Annotated in this window: 10 protein-coding genes; 4 read left to right on the top strand and 6 right to left on the bottom strand. The window is 70.8% G+C overall.

Going from position 1 to position 17,454, the window contains the following annotated elements; translation table 11 throughout:
- Positions 1-79: 79 nt before the first annotated feature.
- Positions 80-1,729 (bottom strand): tRNA pseudouridine(13) synthase TruD, encoded by a 1,650-nt coding sequence (truD, locus tag K8640_RS21330; RefSeq protein ID WP_223748703.1) that lies wholly within the window; start codon positions 1,727-1,729, stop codon positions 80-82.
- A gap of 215 nt (positions 1,730-1,944) precedes the next feature.
- On the opposite strand from truD, the gene K8640_RS21325 reads away from it, so the two are divergent.
- The 3 genes from K8640_RS21325 to K8640_RS21315 all read left to right on the top strand — a co-directional run bounded on the left by K8640_RS21325 (position 1,945) and on the right by K8640_RS21315 (position 7,817).
- Complete coding sequence (locus K8640_RS21325) at positions 1,945-3,603, top strand: adenylate/guanylate cyclase domain-containing protein (RefSeq protein ID WP_223748702.1); 1,659 nt, start codon at positions 1,945-1,947, stop codon at positions 3,601-3,603.
- Positions 3,600-6,437 (top strand): protein kinase domain-containing protein, encoded by a 2,838-nt coding sequence (locus K8640_RS43165; RefSeq protein WP_370640369.1) that lies wholly within the window; start codon positions 3,600-3,602, stop codon positions 6,435-6,437. The genes K8640_RS21325 and K8640_RS43165 overlap by 4 nt, the downstream gene beginning before the upstream one ends.
- A 432-nt stretch (positions 6,438-6,869) precedes the next feature.
- Positions 6,870-7,817: a hypothetical protein gene (locus tag K8640_RS21315; RefSeq protein WP_223748701.1), complete on the top strand. Its 948-nt coding sequence runs from the start codon at positions 6,870-6,872 to the stop codon at positions 7,815-7,817.
- Positions 7,818-7,964: 147 nt separating this feature from the next.
- Here K8640_RS21315 and K8640_RS21310 read toward each other — a convergent pair whose 3' ends face one another.
- The 3 genes from K8640_RS21310 to K8640_RS21300 form a co-directional block, all read right to left on the bottom strand.
- The gene (locus K8640_RS21310) at positions 7,965-10,301 is read right to left on the bottom strand and encodes a hypothetical protein (protein WP_223748700.1); all 2,337 of its coding nucleotides are present in this window, start codon (positions 10,299-10,301) and stop codon (positions 7,965-7,967) included.
- Between the two features lie 131 nt (positions 10,302-10,432).
- The gene (locus K8640_RS21305; protein WP_223748699.1) at positions 10,433-12,010 is read right to left on the bottom strand and encodes a sigma 54-interacting transcriptional regulator; all 1,578 of its coding nucleotides are present in this window, start codon (positions 12,008-12,010) and stop codon (positions 10,433-10,435) included.
- A gap of 15 nt (positions 12,011-12,025) precedes the next feature.
- Positions 12,026-12,859 (bottom strand): MBL fold metallo-hydrolase, encoded by an 834-nt coding sequence (locus tag K8640_RS21300; protein ID WP_223748698.1) that lies wholly within the window; start codon positions 12,857-12,859, stop codon positions 12,026-12,028.
- Between the two features lie 271 nt (positions 12,860-13,130).
- Between K8640_RS21300 and K8640_RS21295 the strand changes: the two genes are divergently transcribed.
- Positions 13,131-13,895 (top strand): ParA family protein, encoded by a 765-nt coding sequence (locus tag K8640_RS21295; protein WP_223748697.1) that lies wholly within the window; start codon positions 13,131-13,133, stop codon positions 13,893-13,895.
- A 55-nt stretch (positions 13,896-13,950) separates the two neighbouring features.
- On the opposite strand, the gene rnk is transcribed toward K8640_RS21295, so the two are convergent.
- Complete coding sequence (gene rnk, locus K8640_RS21290; protein WP_223748696.1) at positions 13,951-14,367, bottom strand: nucleoside diphosphate kinase regulator; 417 nt, start codon at positions 14,365-14,367, stop codon at positions 13,951-13,953.
- Between the two features lie 108 nt (positions 14,368-14,475).
- Complete coding sequence (locus K8640_RS21285) at positions 14,476-17,289, bottom strand: ELWxxDGT repeat protein (RefSeq protein ID WP_223748695.1); 2,814 nt, start codon at positions 17,287-17,289, stop codon at positions 14,476-14,478.
- Between the last annotated feature and the right edge of the window lie 165 nt (positions 17,290-17,454).

Genomic DNA, 17,454 nt, shown 5'->3' with positions numbered 1-17,454 from the left:
AGGGCAAGAGCGTTCACACCTGGGTCTACGGTGTGCGCGCTCCCCCATTGCGTCCAGGTGTTTCATCGCCGTTGCAGACTTATTTCTTCCGTGATTTCGAGCGCTTGGCTTCGGTCTCCGCCCGGGCGACCTCGCGGGCGGCCTTGCGCTGGCGCTGTTTTTCACGGAAGCCGAGCGGGGCGGCGGGCTCCTGCCTGGGCTTGGGCTCCGCCTGCTGGGCGAGCGAGCGGCCCCGGGTGGGCGTCTCGGAGACCTCGGCCGTGCTCTTGCGTCCGGGACGGGCGGGGGCCTCGACCTCGGAGGTGGTGCGCCGACCGGGCCGGCTGGGGGCCTCGCCGCGCGCGGGCGCACGGCGGTCCGAGGCGCGCGGACGCTCCTCGTCGACGGTGGTCTCGGCGCGGCGGCCGGCGGCGCCACGGGCGGCGGGGGCCCGGCGGCCGGTGCCCCGCTCCTCACGGACGGGAGGGCCGCGGCGGCTGGAGGGGGCACCCTCGGCCTGCTCCTGCTCGACGAGGTGCGCGCGCTGGGAGGCGCGGATCTCCTCCGCGGTGTCCTCGGCGTACTCGAAGTGGAACAGGCGCTTGACGACGAGCGTGGCGTACGCGCCCGGCGGCAGGGTGAAGGCGACGTTGACCTTGATGTTGCCCCGGTTGAGCTCGTCGGGCTGCGTGCGACCGATGACCAGCTTGTGCGGGAAGGAGAGGACCGGGCGCTCCTCGTGCTTGAAGAAGAGCATGCGCTCGGCCCCGGGGATGACCAGGTCCGACAGCTTGAGCTTCTCGCGGCCGAGCACCCAGCGCACGGCGTCCTCGACCTTCGGATCCGTGAAGGTGCTGTTGGGCGCGAGCAGGGGGAAGGTGGCGTCGCGCAGCACGCGCAGCGTCTGCGGATCCGCGTCCTTGTGGAACAGGAGCGAGCCGGCCTGGTAGCGCATGGGGAACAGCGACTCACGCGGCAACAGCAGTTGCAGGTAGCGCCGCACGCCCTCGTTCCAGAGGTAGCTCTGGTAGGTGAACAGCTGCATCGCGCGGTAGTCCGCGTCGATCTGCAGGAAGGCGCGGGTGAAGTTCTTGGGCTCCTCGCGCAGCGAGCGCAGGACGCGGTGGTACTTCTTGGTGCCCTCGAAGGGGACGCGCGCGTCCCAGTGGCCCCAGTTGTCGCGCCAGAAGGCCTTCACCTTGGCGTCCTCGGAGCGGTCCAGCTCCGACGGCTTGGCCAGGTAGTTGTGGAGCGCCGCCTCGAAGTCGCCCCGGATGAGGTCCTTGGCGATGAAGCCCTGCCCGTGCTTGAGCGAGCCGAAGCGCTGGCTGTCGAAGTAGTTGATGACGCCCAGGCGGTTCACCTCGGCGGCCGCCACGTTGAGGGGGCCCAGGGACGACTCCTCCAGGGCCCTCACCGTCACGGAGAAGCGGTTGGACGTGATGTTCGCCGAGGACAGGGCCTTGTTCGTCCGGCCCAGGTACTTCAGGCGGAGGTCCGGCTCCTGCATGTCCACGTCGGCGCCGTCCACGGCGATGAGCTGCTCGGTGCGGCCCTGCTTGTCCTTCAGGCCGCAATAGCTGATGGAGCCCGGCTTGAGACCGAACGCGTCCCGCAGGCGTGCCACGGCGTCGAACGTGGACAGCTTCTGCTTGTCCATCAGGTAGACGCGGAAACGCCCGGAGGCGACTTCATCGAAGCGGTAGGATTCCTTGACGCTGAAGTCTTCGGGCTTCTGTTTGATTCGCACGGGCCCCCCTTACCAGTGTGGGCCCTGGGAGAGAAGCGGGGCGGAGGACGGGGGACCAGGGGGAGGGGGGTGGACGGAGCTGACGCGCCGTCCCAGGAGCGGGACCCTGACCGGCCGTGCAGCCCTCCGGAGGGTGCCCTGGTCGGCCAGCGCCACCAGACGTTCCCCGCTTCCCAGGCGGCTCTGGTAGTGTCCGGGCCGGTGAGGATTCGCGCGTGAGCCAGGTTCCCGCCCCATTCGCTCCGAAATCCGGGCAACAGCTCCGAGGCCCCCGGCTGACCGGGCGCTTCGCGGACGGCACTCTGGGGGAGTTCCCCCTGGGGCCGTTGACGTCGCTCGGCCGTCATCCGTCCAACACGCTGCGCCTGGTGGACCGCGAGGTCTCCAAGGAGCACGCGACCATCGAGAAGGTGGGCAAGGACTTCGTCCTCAAGGACCTGGGGTCCTCGAACGGGACGTTCGTCAACGGCAAGCGGGTGAAGGAACTGCGGCTGAAGGACGGGGACGAGATCGCCCTGGGCTCCTCGCGGCTCATCTTCCACAGCGGCGAGCAGCCGGCGGTCCCCGCGCCCGCGGCGCCCGGCGTGACGGTGGTGGCGCAGTCGGTGTCCATGCCCGCGTTCCTGGCGCAGATGGACCAGGTGCCGCAGAACTTCCGTCCGGTGGACCAGATGACGGACGGCGAGGCGCTGCGCCGCGACTACGAGAAGCTGCGCATCGCCCACGAGTTCCACCGGCAGGTGAGCACGCAGGGCAGCCAGACGGGGCTGTTCGAGCAGATCCTCAAGGTGGCCTTCCAGCTGCTCGCGGCGGACCACGGCGTCATCCTGAAGGTGGCCGGGGACGGGGAGTTCATCCCGGCGGCGGTGCACCACCGCACGGGCAAGCCGGTCAACGTCATGCTGTCCGACACGGTGCTCAAGCGCGTGGTGGAGACGGGCAAGGCGGTGCTGACGGCGGACGCCATCATCGACGAGCGCTTCTCCGCGGCGGAGAGCATCGTGGCGCAGGGCATCCGTTCGGCCATGGCGGTGCCGCTGATGGTGAACTCCAAGATTCAAGCGGTGCTCTTCCTGGACAGCCGCCAGCAGATCAACGCCTTCTCGGAGAAGGACCTGAACATCCTCTCCGGCATCGCCTCGCAGGCGAGCATCGCGCTGGAGAACGCGGCGTTGGGCGAGCAGATCCGCGCGGAGGCGGTGACGCGCGCGGAGCTGAGCCGCTTCCTGTCCAAGGCGGTGGCGGACGCGGTGATCTCCGGTGAGACGGAGGACCTGCGGCAGAGCCGGCTGGCGGAGGTGAGCTGCCTGTTCGCGGACATCCGCGGCTTCACCACCATCTCCGAGAACGAGTCGCCGCAGGAAGTGGTGTCGATGCTCAACACGTTCTTCACGGCGATGGCGGACGTGGTGTTCCGCTACGAGGGGAACCTGGACAAGTTCATCGGCGACTGCGTGATGGCGGTGTGGGGTCCGCCGCTGTCGCATCCGGACGACGCGGCGCGGGCGGTGCGGGCGGCGCTGGAGATGCAGGAGGCGGTGGATCAGATCAACCGCAACCGCGTGGCGGCCGGCAAGGCGCCCATCGAGGTGGGCATCGGCATCAACACGGGCCAGGCGGTCGTCGGCTACATGGGCAGCGCGGAGCGGCACGAGTTCACGGCCATCGGCGACACGGTGAACACGGCCTCGCGGTTGTGTGGCATGGCCAAGAGCGGCGAGGTGCTCGCGTCGGAGTCGACGGTGCGCAGGTCCGGCGCGGGCTTCGACGTGGAGGAGCTGCCGGCGCTGCAGGTCAAGGGCAAGGAGAAGGCCGTCCCCACCTACCGCGTCCATGGCGTGGAACATACGACCGCCGCCTCCCCGCGCCGATGACGACGACCCAGGAGTGTCCCAACTGCGGGACCCAACATGACACCCGGGTCTATGTCAGCGGGCAGAAGCTGACGTGCCGTTGCGGCATCCGCTTCGAGGTGCGTCGTCAGGACGTAGGCGGTGTGAAGCCGGTGGGGGCGGGCAACTCGAACATCACGTTCGCGCCGCACCGGGCGCAGCCGTTGAACGAGCACACGCGCGACACGGTGGTCCCGGGGCTGGGGGGGGAGGAGCGCGCGTCGCGCAGCCCCAGCTATGCGAACGGCGGAGCGCTGCGGGATGCGTCCGCGGGGTCGAGCGGAATCGATTGGAGTGAGGAGCGGGAGCCCGGCTCGTCGAGGGTCGGCGCGGCTCCGAGTGGAATCGCGAGGGCGGGTGCCTCGTGGGTGGGTGGGACGTCCGCGGCCGGCGTGACGTCGGGCTCCGAGGCGCGAGCGCGCCTGGGCGCCGCTGTGAGCGCGGGTGGTGACGCCGCGTCAGTGGGCCCGGTGGCGCGCGTGGACGCGTCTTCGGGTGTGGCCGACATGAGAGACGTGGAAGCGGCGGGGGACGCGGCGCGCGACAGTGGTGTGGAGGTGTCCTTCGGGGACACGGACGTGCCCGGCCTGCGGGTGACGGGGACCGCCATCGATTCCTCACCGGGCGGCGTCGCGCTGCCGGGCGTGCGCGTGGGCGGCGAGGCTCCGGTGGCCTCGGGGCTTGCCGGAGGCGAGGCCTCCGTCCGTGGCGGCGTGTCGCCAGGCGCGCCGTTCGGAGTGGCAGTGCCAGGGGTGGGCGCAGCGGGTGATGCGCTGGCGCGCGTCGCCGCGTCTCCGAACGCTGCGGGGGGCGATGCTCCCGGGCATGGCGGGGCATCTCCGGGCGCACCGTTCGGCGTGCCCCTGCCGGGCGTTCGCGCGGGCGAGGTGCCCGTGCAGAGCGCTTCGGGCGGAGGAGAGGGTCCGGGTAACGGTCGGCAGGGCGTCCCTCAGTCCTCGAACGAGTCGGGCGGCGTTGGCCCGAGTGGCGTGGCGCTGCCCTCCTCGACGCCGGGGATGGATGTGCCCGTGGACGCGACGGTGGTGCGCTCGACGCGGCCGACGGGGCGGGGCGACGCCGACTCCGACCTGGACATCCACTCGGTGGAGACGTTCGTGGCGGCGGCGCGGGTGACGCTGCCGGGCTTCGAGCTGAAGGAGCTGCTGGGCCGCGGCGGCATGGGCGAGGTGTGGCTCGCGCGCCAGACTTCGCTGGGTCGCACGGTGGCGGTGAAGCTGCTCCCGCCGAAGCTGGCGAAGGACCCTGAGTTCGTGGCGCGGTTCGAGAAGGAGGCCACGGCGCTGGCCGCCCTCAACCACCCGAACATCGTGCAGATCATCGACCGGGGCGTGGCCGGCGAGCACTACTACTTCGTGATGGAGTTCGTGGAGGGCCGCTCGCTGCGCGAGGCCATCTCCACCGGCTCGTTGACGCCGCAGCAGGGCCTGAAGCTGATGCTCCAGGCGGCGCGCGCCATCGAGTGCGCGCACGACAAGGACATCATCCACCGCGACCTCAAGCCGGAGAACATCCTGCTGGACGGGCGCGGTAACGTGAAGGTGGCGGACTTCGGTCTCGCCGGCATCCGTCAGTCCGAGGCCCGGCTGCAGCTCACCGCGACGGCGGTGGCCATGGGCACGCTCAACTACATGGCCCCCGAGCAGCGGCGCGACGCGAAGAGCGTGGACGGCCGCGCGGACCTGTTCTCGTTGGGCGTGGTCCTCTACGAGCTGCTCACCGGGGAGCTTCCCCTGGGACGCTTCAAGCTGCCGTCCAAGCGGGTGCCGGGCCTGGACCCGCGCGTGGACCACATCATCGACCGGCTGCTGGAGACGGACCCCGAGGCGCGCTACGCGAAGGCCACGGAGCTGTGCGAGGCGCTGGAGCTGCTGGTCGCCTCGACGTCCGCGCCCAACCAGACGGCCCGGCCGACGCATCAACTGGAGGGGCGTCGCAAGTCGACGAGTCAGATCACCCGCAAGCTGCGGACGGGGTGGCGTCGGGTGCGCGCCGGCCTGTCGGTGGTGGGTGGACTCGCGGTGCTGGGGCTCGGCGCGCGATGGGTCAACGGGCGGATGCCCGAGAAGCCGAACCCGCCGAACACGTACGCGGAGGCCTTCTCCACGGCGACCCTGGTCGAGGCGGCGACGCCGGATGGCGAGGCGCGCTTCGAGGTGTCCTTCGACGACAAGGGCCCCGAGGAGCTCAATCTCCACAGCGGTTTGTGGAAGGTCGAAGGCGGACAGCTCCGCGCATGGCAGGGGGGGCAGGATGCCGGTGGCCGGCGGCTGGTGCCTCGCGCCTATGTGGCGACGCGCTACTTCGCGGCGGACCACTTCGACGCCTCGGTGATGATGGACGTGAAGCCGCTCGGGGATGAGTACCGTCCGGACGAGCCGGACTCACAGCACTACGGCGAGCTGTCCTTCCGCATCCGGGACCTCCAGGTGTCGGCCTTCGCGATTCCGGAGGTCGGCATGCGCCTGGCGTGGCGCTACTTCGCCGAGGACGGACAGGAGATCGTCGGCAACAGCGCGCAGGACACGGACGGGCTCGTCGAGGACGAGATGCCGCTGCCCGACCGGGGGCCCTACCAGGTGCGCCTGAAGCTCAGCCGCGTGAAGGGCGGCGTGCTCGCGGAAGGGTTCCTCGGACGGCAGCGCTTCGCCCGCAAGCTGCTGCCCGGCCTGGAGAACCGCGTCGCCAAGGTGGCGGTGGGATGCCGCAACCTCGCTTGTACCTTCGATGACCTGAAGGTGAAGGGACAGCTTCGCGAGCAGCCGCTGCGCCGGGCCTCCGCGGGCCAGGAGCAGTAGTGGGTTCAGCGGCCTGAGGCGACTCGGGGGGGAAGGCGCCGTCGCTACCACTCACCCGGACAGCTTGTCCGAGAGCAGCCGAAGCATCTATCGAGCTCCGCGATTCCTCGCGAACGTGCGGGTGCGGCAACTCCATGGCCGTCTGAAGCGCACTCTCTTGCTTCCTGAGCTGTTTCTCCAGCACCTGCGCGCCGAAGCGGGCTGGGCTCACGACTTGTCGGCGCCTGTCGTGGAATCCTCACGTACTCAACACTTCCCTCGCACGACCCGGCCGGACTCCGTCCGACGGAGGGCGGTTCCCGCGGCACCTGTCAGGCGCGGGACGGGGTGAGACTCCGGGCGACCTTGCGCGAGCCTGTCCGGCGTACCACCTTCCCTCGGTATCCGGGGTCTGGCGTGGAGCGGGCCCTGTTCGTGCGGCCGGGGGACGGGATGGAATTCTGGCGCGCCGTGCTGGCGCCCATCTATGCGGCGCTCCTGGCGGGACTGGTGGTGGCCGTGCTGACCGTGGGACGGCGGGGGCCGGACTCGCGAGTCCCCCGTCTGCCGCTCGTCTGGTTCGGGTTGCTGGCCTTCGGTGGCTTCCTGCTCGTCTCCGGGCTGGGCAATGTCGCCTTCGTGGTGTGGTCGTCCGAGTCGTTCGGCAGGTCGCTGGGCATCGCGCTGCTGGTGGCGGCGGCCCTGCTCGCGGTGCGGGGCACCCGGGTCCGTTCGGGGTCGGAGCTGCTGCGCGACTCGGCGCCGAAGACCCTGGATGACGCCGTGGCGGAGCTGCGCGCCGGAGCCACCACGAGCTGGGGTGTCTTCCAGGGCACGCTCGATGCGCAGGAGGAACTGACGTCGCCGGGGGGCGTGGGCTGCGCGTTCTACGAAGCGGAGCTGCGCGAGGTCGCCTCGGATGGGCGCAAGGGGACGCTGCTGTCTCGTGAGCGCGCCTATTCCCCGACGCTGACATTGCGCGGCGCGCGCATCCGGGCGCGAGTGCGCTTCTCGCCCGCGTCGTTGATGGCGCCCGTGCGGCCCCGCCGCTGCAGGACGGTCTGTCTGCCGACGCCCTCAGCGTGGCTCGAGGAGCGGCCGGTGACGCCGGAGGGCGCCGCGGTGCCCGAGGCTCGCCAGCTGACGGACGAGCCCTGGGCCTTGTCCTGGGAGCGCGTGGGGACCGCGGGCGAGACGTGCTTCGTGGTGGGGGAGCTCCGACGGGGCCCGAGCGAGGGCTCCTACGAGCTGTGCGGCCGCGGCGGCGGACCCGCCCTGGTCGTCCTGGGGCCGGAGGCGCAGGACACGCGAGGTACGCTGGCTCGCCGCGCCTGGACGCACTTCACGGCGGCCGGGGTGATGTCCGTGGCCGCCGCGCTGATGCTGTCGCGCACGCTGTAAGCTCCGCGCCCTGACGACGAACGGGGCTCACGAACCGTGGCCGCCGCGTGGATGCGGCAGCGCATGCTTTGAGCCCCGCGCCCTGACGTCGGCGATGAACAGGGCTCACGAACCGTGGCCGCCGCGCGGACGCGACAAGCGCCCTGCCTACGTTGACGACGACGGGCCCCACGCGGTGGAGAACACGAGCTGCTCCTGGCTGCTCGCGATCCGTACGGTGAACGTGCGCTCGATGCCGCCGAGCCCGCGAGGAGTCGCCTTCGCGACCTCGGCGAGCAGTGCCCCCGCGGCGCGCAGGTGGAACCCCGTGTTCCACATCCCCTCCAACTCACCGTGCACCGCGCGCAGCTCCTCGCCGCTCCGCCGCTCGTCGATGGAGCGACGCAGCCGCACGAGGCCCTCCACGAACCGGCGGCACTTGCCCAGCGTCCCGCTGTTCGCCTGCGTCACCTCCGCGAAGGTGAACCTGCCGCCGATACCGTTCCACGTCTTCTCGCGCAGCAGCAGGTCCGAGGCGAGCTGCTTCACCGTCGCGTCGCGCTCGATGAACCACTGGGCGATCTGCGCGGCGCGGGTGGGGGAGAGGTCTCCGGACAGGAAGCTGCCCTTGTCGAGCACCTCGTTCAGATACGACTCCCAGATGGGCGCATAGACCAGCTTGCGGAACTCCGGGGACACGCGCGCCGTCTGCTCGCTCCACGGCATGGCCCGGGCGAGCGCGCGGGAGAACAGGTTGACGTCGAAGCCCTGCAGTCTCGGCAGGAGCTCGCGCAGCATGTCGTCCGACACCTTGAGCTCCAGCTGCGTCTCCACGTCCGACCTGCCCACGTGCGCGTCGAGCTTCGTCAGCACCGTGGCGGCGTCGTTCGCGTCCAGCACGCCCCACACGACGGCGTCGTCCACCGCCTCGCGCAGCTCCTGCTTCGACAGCTTCTTCTTCTGGCCCCACAGCAGCATGTGCAGGCCCAGGCGGAAGTCCGGCGCCGTCGGGGCCAGGGTGAACGTCTCCATGTCCGCGCGGAAGTCCACCACCCACCGGCCACGGTGGCCCAGGAACGAGTCCTCGTACGCGCGCTGCCCGAGGAACGCCTGCCGCCGCGCGCCCTGGAGGTTCTCCTGGTTCACCCAGGTCTGCTTCCGCGTGGAGCGCGCCTTGAGCACCTCGAAGCTGCCCAGGCCGAGCGTGAAGCCCACGGTCGACTGGAGCGTGGCGGAGGAGGTGTTCAGGTAGTTGCGCAGCGTGTAGCTCCCCGCGTTCGCGGGCTCACGCAGCCACGCGAGCAGGTCCACCAGGCTGCCGCGCAGCAGCGAGCCGTGGAAGCGCAGCGCGGTGGTCTCGTCCAGCTCCACCTCCAGCAGCGTGGAGGACTCGGATACGCGCAGGTACTCGTACTGGAAGGACGCCGCCACGCGCGCCTTCACCAACGTGTCGAGCGCGCTCGACACCTTCTGCTTGAGCTGCCCCCACTCCTGCTTCAGGTGGTCCAGGACGACCAGCTGCGGGTCCAGCCCCAGCCGCTCCAGGATGCCGCGAAGCTGGGCCTGCTCCTCGGCGCTGAGCACCTTGTCGAGGGCCTTGTCGACCAGCTCCTCCACCTTCGCCTCGGCCTGTCCGGTGATGGCCGTGAGCACCTCGCCGAGCCGCTTGCGCACCGCCTCCGCGTCCGCCAGCTCCACCTGGAGGTTGAGCCCCGCGCCCAGCGTGGCCTCGCGCGACTTCGCCTTGCGCACGGCCAGCTGGATGCGGCTCGCGGCGGGGCGGGAGAAGACGAGCTGGTAGTCGTCCGTGAGCGACACGCGCGCGCCCACCTTCGCGTCGAGCGCCGTCTTCAGCTCGATGAGCTCGCTGGTGCGCACGAAGGCCAGGTTCGCCAGGTTCGTGGTGAACAGGTCCGCCCAGTTCAGCTCGAGCCCCGCCTCCAGCGTCCCGCGCACCTGCCACGCCACCGCGTCACCCGGGCCCAGCTTGGTCAGGTCCGTGGACAACACCAGCAGCCGTGGATGCGACAGGTCCTCCTTCACCGCCTCGCGCATGTTCCGCGTCAGCGGGTGCGCACGGTAGTCGCTGAGCGTGGCGAACACCTCGCTCTTGCCCTGTCCGGACACGAACGGCAGCGAGCCGGTGGACCCCGCGGACTTGATGCGCGCCGTGGCCTGGTAGCGCATCCAGCCGGTCTCTCCTCCCAGCAGCAGCTGGGGCCGGGAGCCGTCGGAGGCCGGCGCGTTGGCGGCGGCGGGCTCGCCCACCACGCCGTTCTCGTCCACGTCACCGGGCGAGTTGAAGTTGCGCACCGTGGCCTCCACGGCCCCGTCGAACGACAGCGTGAAGTCCGCGAGGCTCAGCTTGGGCGGCAGGATGTTGTCCCGCGTGAGGCCCTCCTGCGCGAGCGTCACCCGGATGTCCTGGTCCTGCAGCTTCACGTCCGGAAGCTTCTCGGCCAGCGCCGGCGGAAGTTGGGCGAGCAGCGACTCGATGACCTTCATGGGCTTCCCCTCGGACGGAATGGATGGCCGCTCCAGCATGCTCCAGGTTCTACCGGGAGGCACGTGCTGTCGGTTCCAAGGGGTAATTCTGGACTGACGCGGAAGGCCGCCTGCCCACCGGGGCGCGGCGCTCACGCCTCGTCGGCGAGGCCGTACTCCTTGAGCTTGCGGGCGAGCGTGTTGCGGCCGATCTCCAGCACCTTCGCGGCGGCGGTGCGGTTGCCCTTCACGGCGTCCAGGACGCGCAGGATGTGCAGGCGCTCCACCTCGGCCAGGGACTTCAGGCCCGGCTCGGACGCGGCGGGCGCCAGGGTGCGCACGGGCTCCGCGGGCGTGCTCCCGGGGATGCGGTCCAGGTCCGGCAGGGGCAGGTGCTCCTCGAGGATCTCCCCCTCGCACAGCACCACGGCACTCTCGATGCAGTTCTCCAGCTCGCGCACGTTGCCCGGCCAACGGTAGCGCTTGAGCCGCTCCAGCGCGGCGGGGCTGAGACGGGGCGTCACCAGCCGGTGGCGCCGCGCGGCGGTGGCGACGAAGTGCCGGGCCAGCCGCTCGATGTCCTCGGCGCCGCGCTCGCGCAGCGGGGGCAGCACCACCTCCACGACCTTGATGCGGTAGTAGAGGTCCTCGCGGAAGCGGCCCTCGGCCACCATGCGCGCCAGGTCTCGATGCGTGGCCGCGACGATGCGCACGTCCACCTTGATGGCCTGCGTGCCGCCCACGCGCTCGAACTCGCGGTCCTGCAGGACACGCAGCAGCTTGCCCTGCACGGGCAGGGGCAGCTCGCCAATCTCGTCGATGAACACGGTGCCGTTGTCGGCCGCCTCGAACTTGCCGGGCATCCGGTGGTCCGCGCCGGTGAAGGCGCCCTTCTCGTGGCCGAACAGCTCGTTCTCGATGAGCGTGGCGGGCAGGGCGGCGCAGTCGACCTTGATGAACGGCTTGTCGCGGCGCGGGCCGTTGACGTGCACGGCGCGCGCGAAGAGCTCCTTGCCGCTGCCGCTCTCTCCGCGCAGCAGCACGGTGGCGTCGGTGGGCGCGGCCTTGCGCACCAGCCGGTAGATGCTCTGCAGCTGCGGGGACTCGCCGATGATGCGGTTGAAGAAGTAGCCCACCGGCGCCTGGGGCTGGTCCTTGGCGCGCTGCAGCTCCTGGTAGAGGCTGGTGCTCTGCAGGGCGGAGCTCACCTGCGACGCGATGGCGTCCAGCCGCTCGGTGTCCTCATGCGTGAAGCGGTCCGCGCCCCGGCGGTTGAGCACCTGGAGCACGCCGTACAGCGCGCCGTCCACGTCGCGCAGCGGCACCGCGAGCAGGCTGGTGGTGCGGTAGCCCGTCATCCGGTCGATGTCCGCGAAGAAGCGCTGCTCGCCGCGCGGGTCCGGCACGTTGATGGGCTGGCCCTGCTGGGCCACGGTGCCGGCGACGCCCTGGCCCAGCTTCACGCGAATCTGGGACACCTCCGGCAGGTGCGCCGCGCGGCTGAACAGCTCGCGCCGTGCGGGGTCCAACAACCACAGCGTGCCCCGGTCCGCCTGCATGGTGGCGGCGATGCGGTCCATCAACGTCTGGAGGAAGGCGTCGAGGTCCACCTCACGGCCCACCAGCGCCCCGAAGGGGAGGAGGACCTGGGTGACATCCGGGGCGGGGGGCATGGTGGGCAGGGGCGGGAGGATGAAGGCCGAAGCGTCACCATAGCATCCGTGTGGCATCGTCCGGCCCACCTCTCAGGCCGCGCGGCCCAGCACCAGTCGTTGGCCCTCGCGCGCCGGCTCGCACACCGGGAACAGCGTCCGCGCCTGCTCGGCCATGTCCTCCAGCACCTCGTCCGAGTGCGCCGGGTCATGGTGGAACAGGCACAGCCGCCGCGCGCCCACCGTCTTCGCCACGCCCGCCGCGTCCATCATCGTCGAGTGGCCCCAGCCCTTCTTCGGGATGCCCTTCTTCCCGTCGTACTCGTCGGGCGTGTACTGCGCGTCCAGACACAGCACGTCCGCGCCCTCGAACAGCCGCGCCACCTCCGGCGACAGGTCCTCCAGGCGCAGCTCCACGTCCGTGGCGTAGATGAACGAGTGTCCGTCCGCCTCCACGCGGTACGCCAGGCACCCCTGCGGGTGCGGCACGTCGATGGGCGTCACCTTGAACGGGCCCACCTCCACCGTCCTCGCGTGCAGCGCGGACAGGAAGTCCATCTTCGAGCGCATGGTGCTCAGCGGCACCGGGAAGTGCGGCGGCTGCATCTGCGCCGCCAGCTCCGACTGGAGCGCCTGCGCGCCATTCGCGCCGGGGCCGTACATCGTCAGCCGCGACGTGGGCAGGTACGCCGGGGTGAAGAAGGGGAAGCCCTGCACGTGATCCCAATGCAGGTGCGAGAAGAACATCGTCACGTCGTGCGGAATCGGCTCGCGCATCATCGACTCGCCCAGCGCGCGCAGGCCCGTGCCCGCGTCGAGGATCAGCCGGTGGCCCTGGCTCGTCACCTCCACGCAGGCCGTGTTGCCGCCGATGCGTGAGCCAGAAACCGCGATGCTGCCGCGAACGCCGTAGAACCGGATATCCATGATGTGCCTCCTCAAGCTGGCGGGCCTCCTCGGGAGGACGCCCTGATGCCCCGTGCTTCAGCACGTGGGATGCCATGGCCAAGTGGCTGGAATTATTGGCGAGAGGTCTGACATTCCGGGGCGCTGCACCATTCTGGAGCGCCCCCGGATGGTGCGGCCGTACCATTCCGGAGCGTCCGGAATTCATGGGTGTTCTGGGAGGTGCCGGGGCGTCGGAGGGGCTCGCCGGGAGGCCGGTGGCGGCGTGGGAGATCCGGTATAGGACGGGCCCATGGCGTTGATTGCGTTCTGCACCATCAAGGGCGGCGTGGGGAAGACCACGCTCTGCGCGCACGTGGCCTCGGCGCTGGCGGACGCGGGCCGGCGGGTGCTCGTGCTGGACCTGGACCCGCAGGCGCACGCGTCGCTGGTGCTGGGGTTGGAGAGTCGTGAGGGGCCGTGCCTCGCGGAGGCGCTGGGGCCGCGGCCGAAGTACCGGCTGGACGACGTGGTGGTGGCGTCACCGAAGCGTCCCACGCTCTTCATCGCGCCGGCGGCGCCGCGCATGGCGGCCCTGGAGCGCGAGCTGTTCCAGTGGGGTCACCGGCTGCAGGCGATTCCACGGGCGCTCAAGACGCTGAGCTGGACGCCGGACATCATCCTGGTCGACACGCCGCCGAGCATCGGCGCGTACACGGAGGCGGTGCTGGCGTTCGCGGACCTGGTGGTGGCGCCGGTGCCCACGGGCGCGTTCGCGCTGCAGGGGCTGGGCGAGATTGAGGCGGCGTGGCGCGACGTGCGCGAGGCGCAGGGCGGCGAGCTGGTGGCGGTGGTGAACCTGTGGGACCGGCGCACTCCGGCGACGAACGGGGCGATGGAGGAGGCGCTGAGGGACTCGACGGTGCCGGTGCTGCGGGCGCGCATTCCGCGCTCGGAGTCCATCAATCAGGCGGGGTTGGGCTACGAGGTGGTGTTCGACACGAGCCCCGCGGCGCCGGGGGTCGAGGAGCTGCGCTCGCTGGCGCAGGAGCTGGCGAAGCGGGTGGGGCTGCGCTGAGGGAATCGTCGACGCCCGTCCCTCTCGACGGACGGGACGGGCGCCTCAAGGGCCCTCAGAGGTGGTAGTGGCCCGAGGCCTCGGGCTGGTACGGCACGGCGACGATGCGCAGCCGCTTGGTGCGGCCGTTCGGCAGCGGCCAGACGATGGACTGGCCCACGGACAGGCCGATGAGCGCGCTGCCGATGGGCGCCAGCACGGAGATGCGGCCCTCGTCGCTGCGCGCGTCCTTCGGGTAGACGAGCGTCACCTGACGCTGCTCGCCGGTCTGCTCGTCCTCGAAGAGCACGGTGCTGTTCATCGTCACCACGCTGGGGGGCACCGTCTCCGAGCTGACGACGTGGGCCCGGCCCAGCTCCGACTCGAGCATCTCCACGAGCTCGGCCGTGCGGCCCCCTCCATGGTGGTCGATGACCTGGCGCAGACGGTCCAGGTCGGTCTCAGTCACGATGAGGGACTGCTCGCTGCTCATGGCGATGACTCCGGGGAAAAAGAAATGAGGATAGGGTGAACACTGGGGCAACGGTTGGGAGAAATATCTATTCCCGGCGAGCCCGGAGAGGGCTTGCGGGGTGGGGGGTCACTCCCGCTCGCGCGAGGCGGGGAGCCGCAGGACCCACCACTCGATGCCCTGGGCGCCGTCGTCCGCGAGGAAGAAGGTCTGCGTGTTCGTGGGCGTGAACACGTAGGGGAGCGAGCCTGTCGGGCCCGGGGCCAGCTCCTGACGCAGGAGGGTGCCCGCCGTGGTGCCGTTGGACTCCCAGAGCTCGGGGCCGGTGCGGCCGTCGTCGGCGTGGAAGAGGGCGAGCGCGCCGACCGAGGTCATCCAGCGTGGCTCGGAGCCCTGGGGGCCCGGGTTCAGGTCCTTCACGAGGGCGGCGCGCGGAACCCCTTTGTCGGCGCGCCAGGGCTCTCGTCCGTGGACCCCGTCCTCCGCGCTGAAGAGGACGCTGGGGCCCAGGAGCGTGAAGTCCTGGGGGTAGGAGCCGGAGGGACCGGGGTGCACGTCGAACACGAGCGCGGTGCCGGGACGGGTGGCGTCGGTGGACCAGGGCTCGCGGCCGACGCTGGGCTCGGTGGCGGCGAAGTAGACGCGATCTCCCGTCGCGGTGAAGGAGGCGGGGGACGAGCCCTCGGGGCCGGGCCAGAGGTCTCGGAGGATATAGGTGCCGGGCGCGGTGCCGTCGCTGACCCAGGGCTCCTCTCCCTGGCGTCCGTCGTTCGCGGCGAAGACGATGCGCTGGCCGCGCACGGTGAGCGATGAGGGGAACGAGCCCGCGGGCCCGGGGCGGATGTCCTTGACGAGCCGGGTGCCTGTCTCGGTGCCATCGCTGACGCACAGCTCCCAGCCCAGGTCGGGGATGTCGGCGGTGAAGAAGAGGCGCGAGCCCAACGGCGTGAGGTGACGCGGGGAGCTGTTGTCGACACCCGGGGCGAGGTCCCTCACGAGCACGGTGCCCTGCGGGGTTCCATCGGTGCGCCAGAGCTCCTCGCCATGGAGCGCGTCGCGGGCGTTGAAGTACGCGACGCCGTTCATCACCACGGGAGTGCCCGCGCCCTGACTGCTTCCGAGGCCGGGGCGGATGTCCTTGATGAGCGTGGTGCCCTCGGCGGTGCCGTCGGTGCGCCACAGCTCGCGGCCGTGCACGCCGTCATCGGCGAAGAAGAGGACCCAGGGGCCGAGGACGACGAAGCCGGAGGGCTCGGAGGAGAGCGGGCCGGGGCGGAGGTCCTTGATGAGCGTGGTGCCCTCGGCGGTGCCGTCGGTGCGCCAGGGTTCCTGGCCCACGCTGCCGTCGTTGGCGTCGAAGTAGAGGTTGCCCGCGCGGGTCACCCAGGCGTGGGGTTCCGGGCCGCCCGCGCCGGGGTGGATGTCCTGGATGAGGCGCGCGGGCGCGGAGGTGCTCAGGCGCGAGTCCTCGTCGTCGCTGGCGCGGGAGAGGCGTCGGGAGAGGACGCGGAAGTCGTAGCCGAGGTCTCTTGCCCACAGCTCCGCGCCGGTGGCCCGGGTGTTGGCGGTGAAGAAGACGCGTCGGCCGCTGACGGTGAAGTCGCGGGCGGAGGAGGAGTACGCGCCGGGGGCGAGGTCCTCCAGGCGCGAGGTGCCGCGTCCGGAGCCATTGCTGGTCCACGGCTCGTGGCCCTTCCCTGGCTCACGGGCGGAGAAGTACAGCCGGCCGTGGGTCGCGCGGAGGGACGCGAGCGCCGAGCCCTCGGGGCCAGGGGTGATGTCCTTGATGAGGACGGTGCCTTCGGTGGTGCCGTCGCTGCGCCACAGCTCGTCGCCGTGCTCGGGAGTCCACGCGGAGAAGTAGAGACGTCCCTCCAGGGCGGTGAGCTCGCGAGGGTTGGCGCTGCCGGGACCGGGGGCGATGTCGCGCACGAGGAGCGTGCCCTGCGGTGTGCCGTCGCTGCGCCACAGCTCGTCGCCGTGCGTGGGCGTATGGGCGACGAAGTAGAAGAGGGTGCCCACGGCGATGGCTCGTGGTGAGGCATTGACGATGGGGAGTGAGAGGTCCGCGACGTGCTTCGTGCCGTTCGTGGTGCCGTCGCTGGTCCAGAGCGAGAGGCGCGGAGGCTGCGAAGGGAGGTCGTCCTCGCGTTCGTGGCGCACGAAGAAGAAGAGCTGTCCGGCCACGTCGGTGAGCGCGCTGGGGTGGAGGATGATGCCGGGCGGGGCTTCGAGGCTTCGGACGGCGTGGGTGCCTCGGGGCGAGCCATCGCTGCGCCACAGGGTGTTGCCCATGAAGAAGAAGAGGTGGCCGTTCGACGGGGTGAGGTGCGTGGGGATGGCGTCCTCGGCGTGCTTGTCGAGGGCCTTGATGAGCTGCGTGCCGGAGAGGGTGCCATCGGTTCGCCAGAGCTCGGTGCGGGACGGGGTCTGCGTGGCGAGAAAGTAGAGCGAGTCCTCGAGCACGGTGAGCGCCTGGGGGCTGGAGCCCTCGGGGCCGGGCATGAGGTCCGTGACGAGGCGCGTGGTGGAGGCCTTGCCGTCGCTGCGCCACAGCTCCTCGCCGTGGGTGCCGTCATCGGCGACGAAGAAGAGGGTGTTGCCCAGGGCGGTGAGCTCGCGGGGGTGTGAGCCGAGGCGACCGGGGCGGAGGTCCTTGACGAGCAGGGTGCCCTGGTCGGTGCCGTCGCTCTTGAAGAGCTCGGTGCCTCGGGAGCGATCCGTGGCGACGAAGAAGAGCAGGCCGCCGACGTCGGTCAGCGCGTGCGGGTTGGAGCTGAGGCGACCTCCGGCCAGGTCATCCACGGGGTAGGGTGCGTCCTGGACTTCTGGCGCCCCGGCGAGGCCTTGGGTCGACTGGGATGGTGCATCCTGGTCCCCGCAGCACAGGCCCGTGAGCAGCAGCAGCAAGTACAGCGAGGAGCGGAGGAGCCGCGGGTCCATGGTGGGCACCGATGCGATGGGGCGCACAAAGGTGGCTTGTTCCAGGCGCGCGTGAAGCCACCCCCTGGGGAGGGGAAGTGTTCGCTCGGAGGAGTATGAGTGCGGGGGCACCCAGGTGATGTGGAAGGAGGAGTTGCAGCAGGATGGTCGGCCCTGGAGCGCGAC

The sequence above is a fragment of the Myxococcus sp. XM-1-1-1 genome (assembly GCF_020037095.1).
GTDB classification, from domain to species: Bacteria; Myxococcota; Myxococcia; order Myxococcales; family Myxococcaceae; genus Myxococcus; species Myxococcus fulvus.
This window is presented reverse-complemented; position numbering and strand designations above follow the sequence as displayed.

Bases quoted from the DNA above. Each gene is read 5' to 3' on its own strand.
- K8640_RS43165 (WP_370640369.1), top strand. From the start codon at position 3,600: ATGACGACGACCCAGGAGTGTCCCAACTGCGGGACCCAACATGACACC.
- K8640_RS21315 (WP_223748701.1), top strand. From the start codon at position 6,870: ATGGAATTCTGGCGCGCCGTGCTGGCGCCCATCTATGCGGCGCTCCTG.
- K8640_RS21310 (WP_223748700.1), bottom strand. From the start codon at position 10,301: ATGAAGGTCATCGAGTCGCTGCTCGCCCAACTTCCGCCGGCGCTGGCC.
- K8640_RS21305 (WP_223748699.1), bottom strand. From the start codon at position 12,010: ATGCCACACGGATGCTATGGTGACGCTTCGGCCTTCATCCTCCCGCCC.
- K8640_RS21300 (WP_223748698.1), bottom strand. From the start codon at position 12,859: ATGGATATCCGGTTCTACGGCGTTCGCGGCAGCATCGCGGTTTCTGGC.
- K8640_RS21295 (WP_223748697.1), top strand. From the start codon at position 13,131: ATGGCGTTGATTGCGTTCTGCACCATCAAGGGCGGCGTGGGGAAGACC.
- rnk (WP_223748696.1), bottom strand. From the start codon at position 14,367: ATGAGCAGCGAGCAGTCCCTCATCGTGACTGAGACCGACCTGGACCGT.
- K8640_RS21285 (WP_223748695.1), bottom strand. From the start codon at position 17,289: ATGGACCCGCGGCTCCTCCGCTCCTCGCTGTACTTGCTGCTGCTGCTC.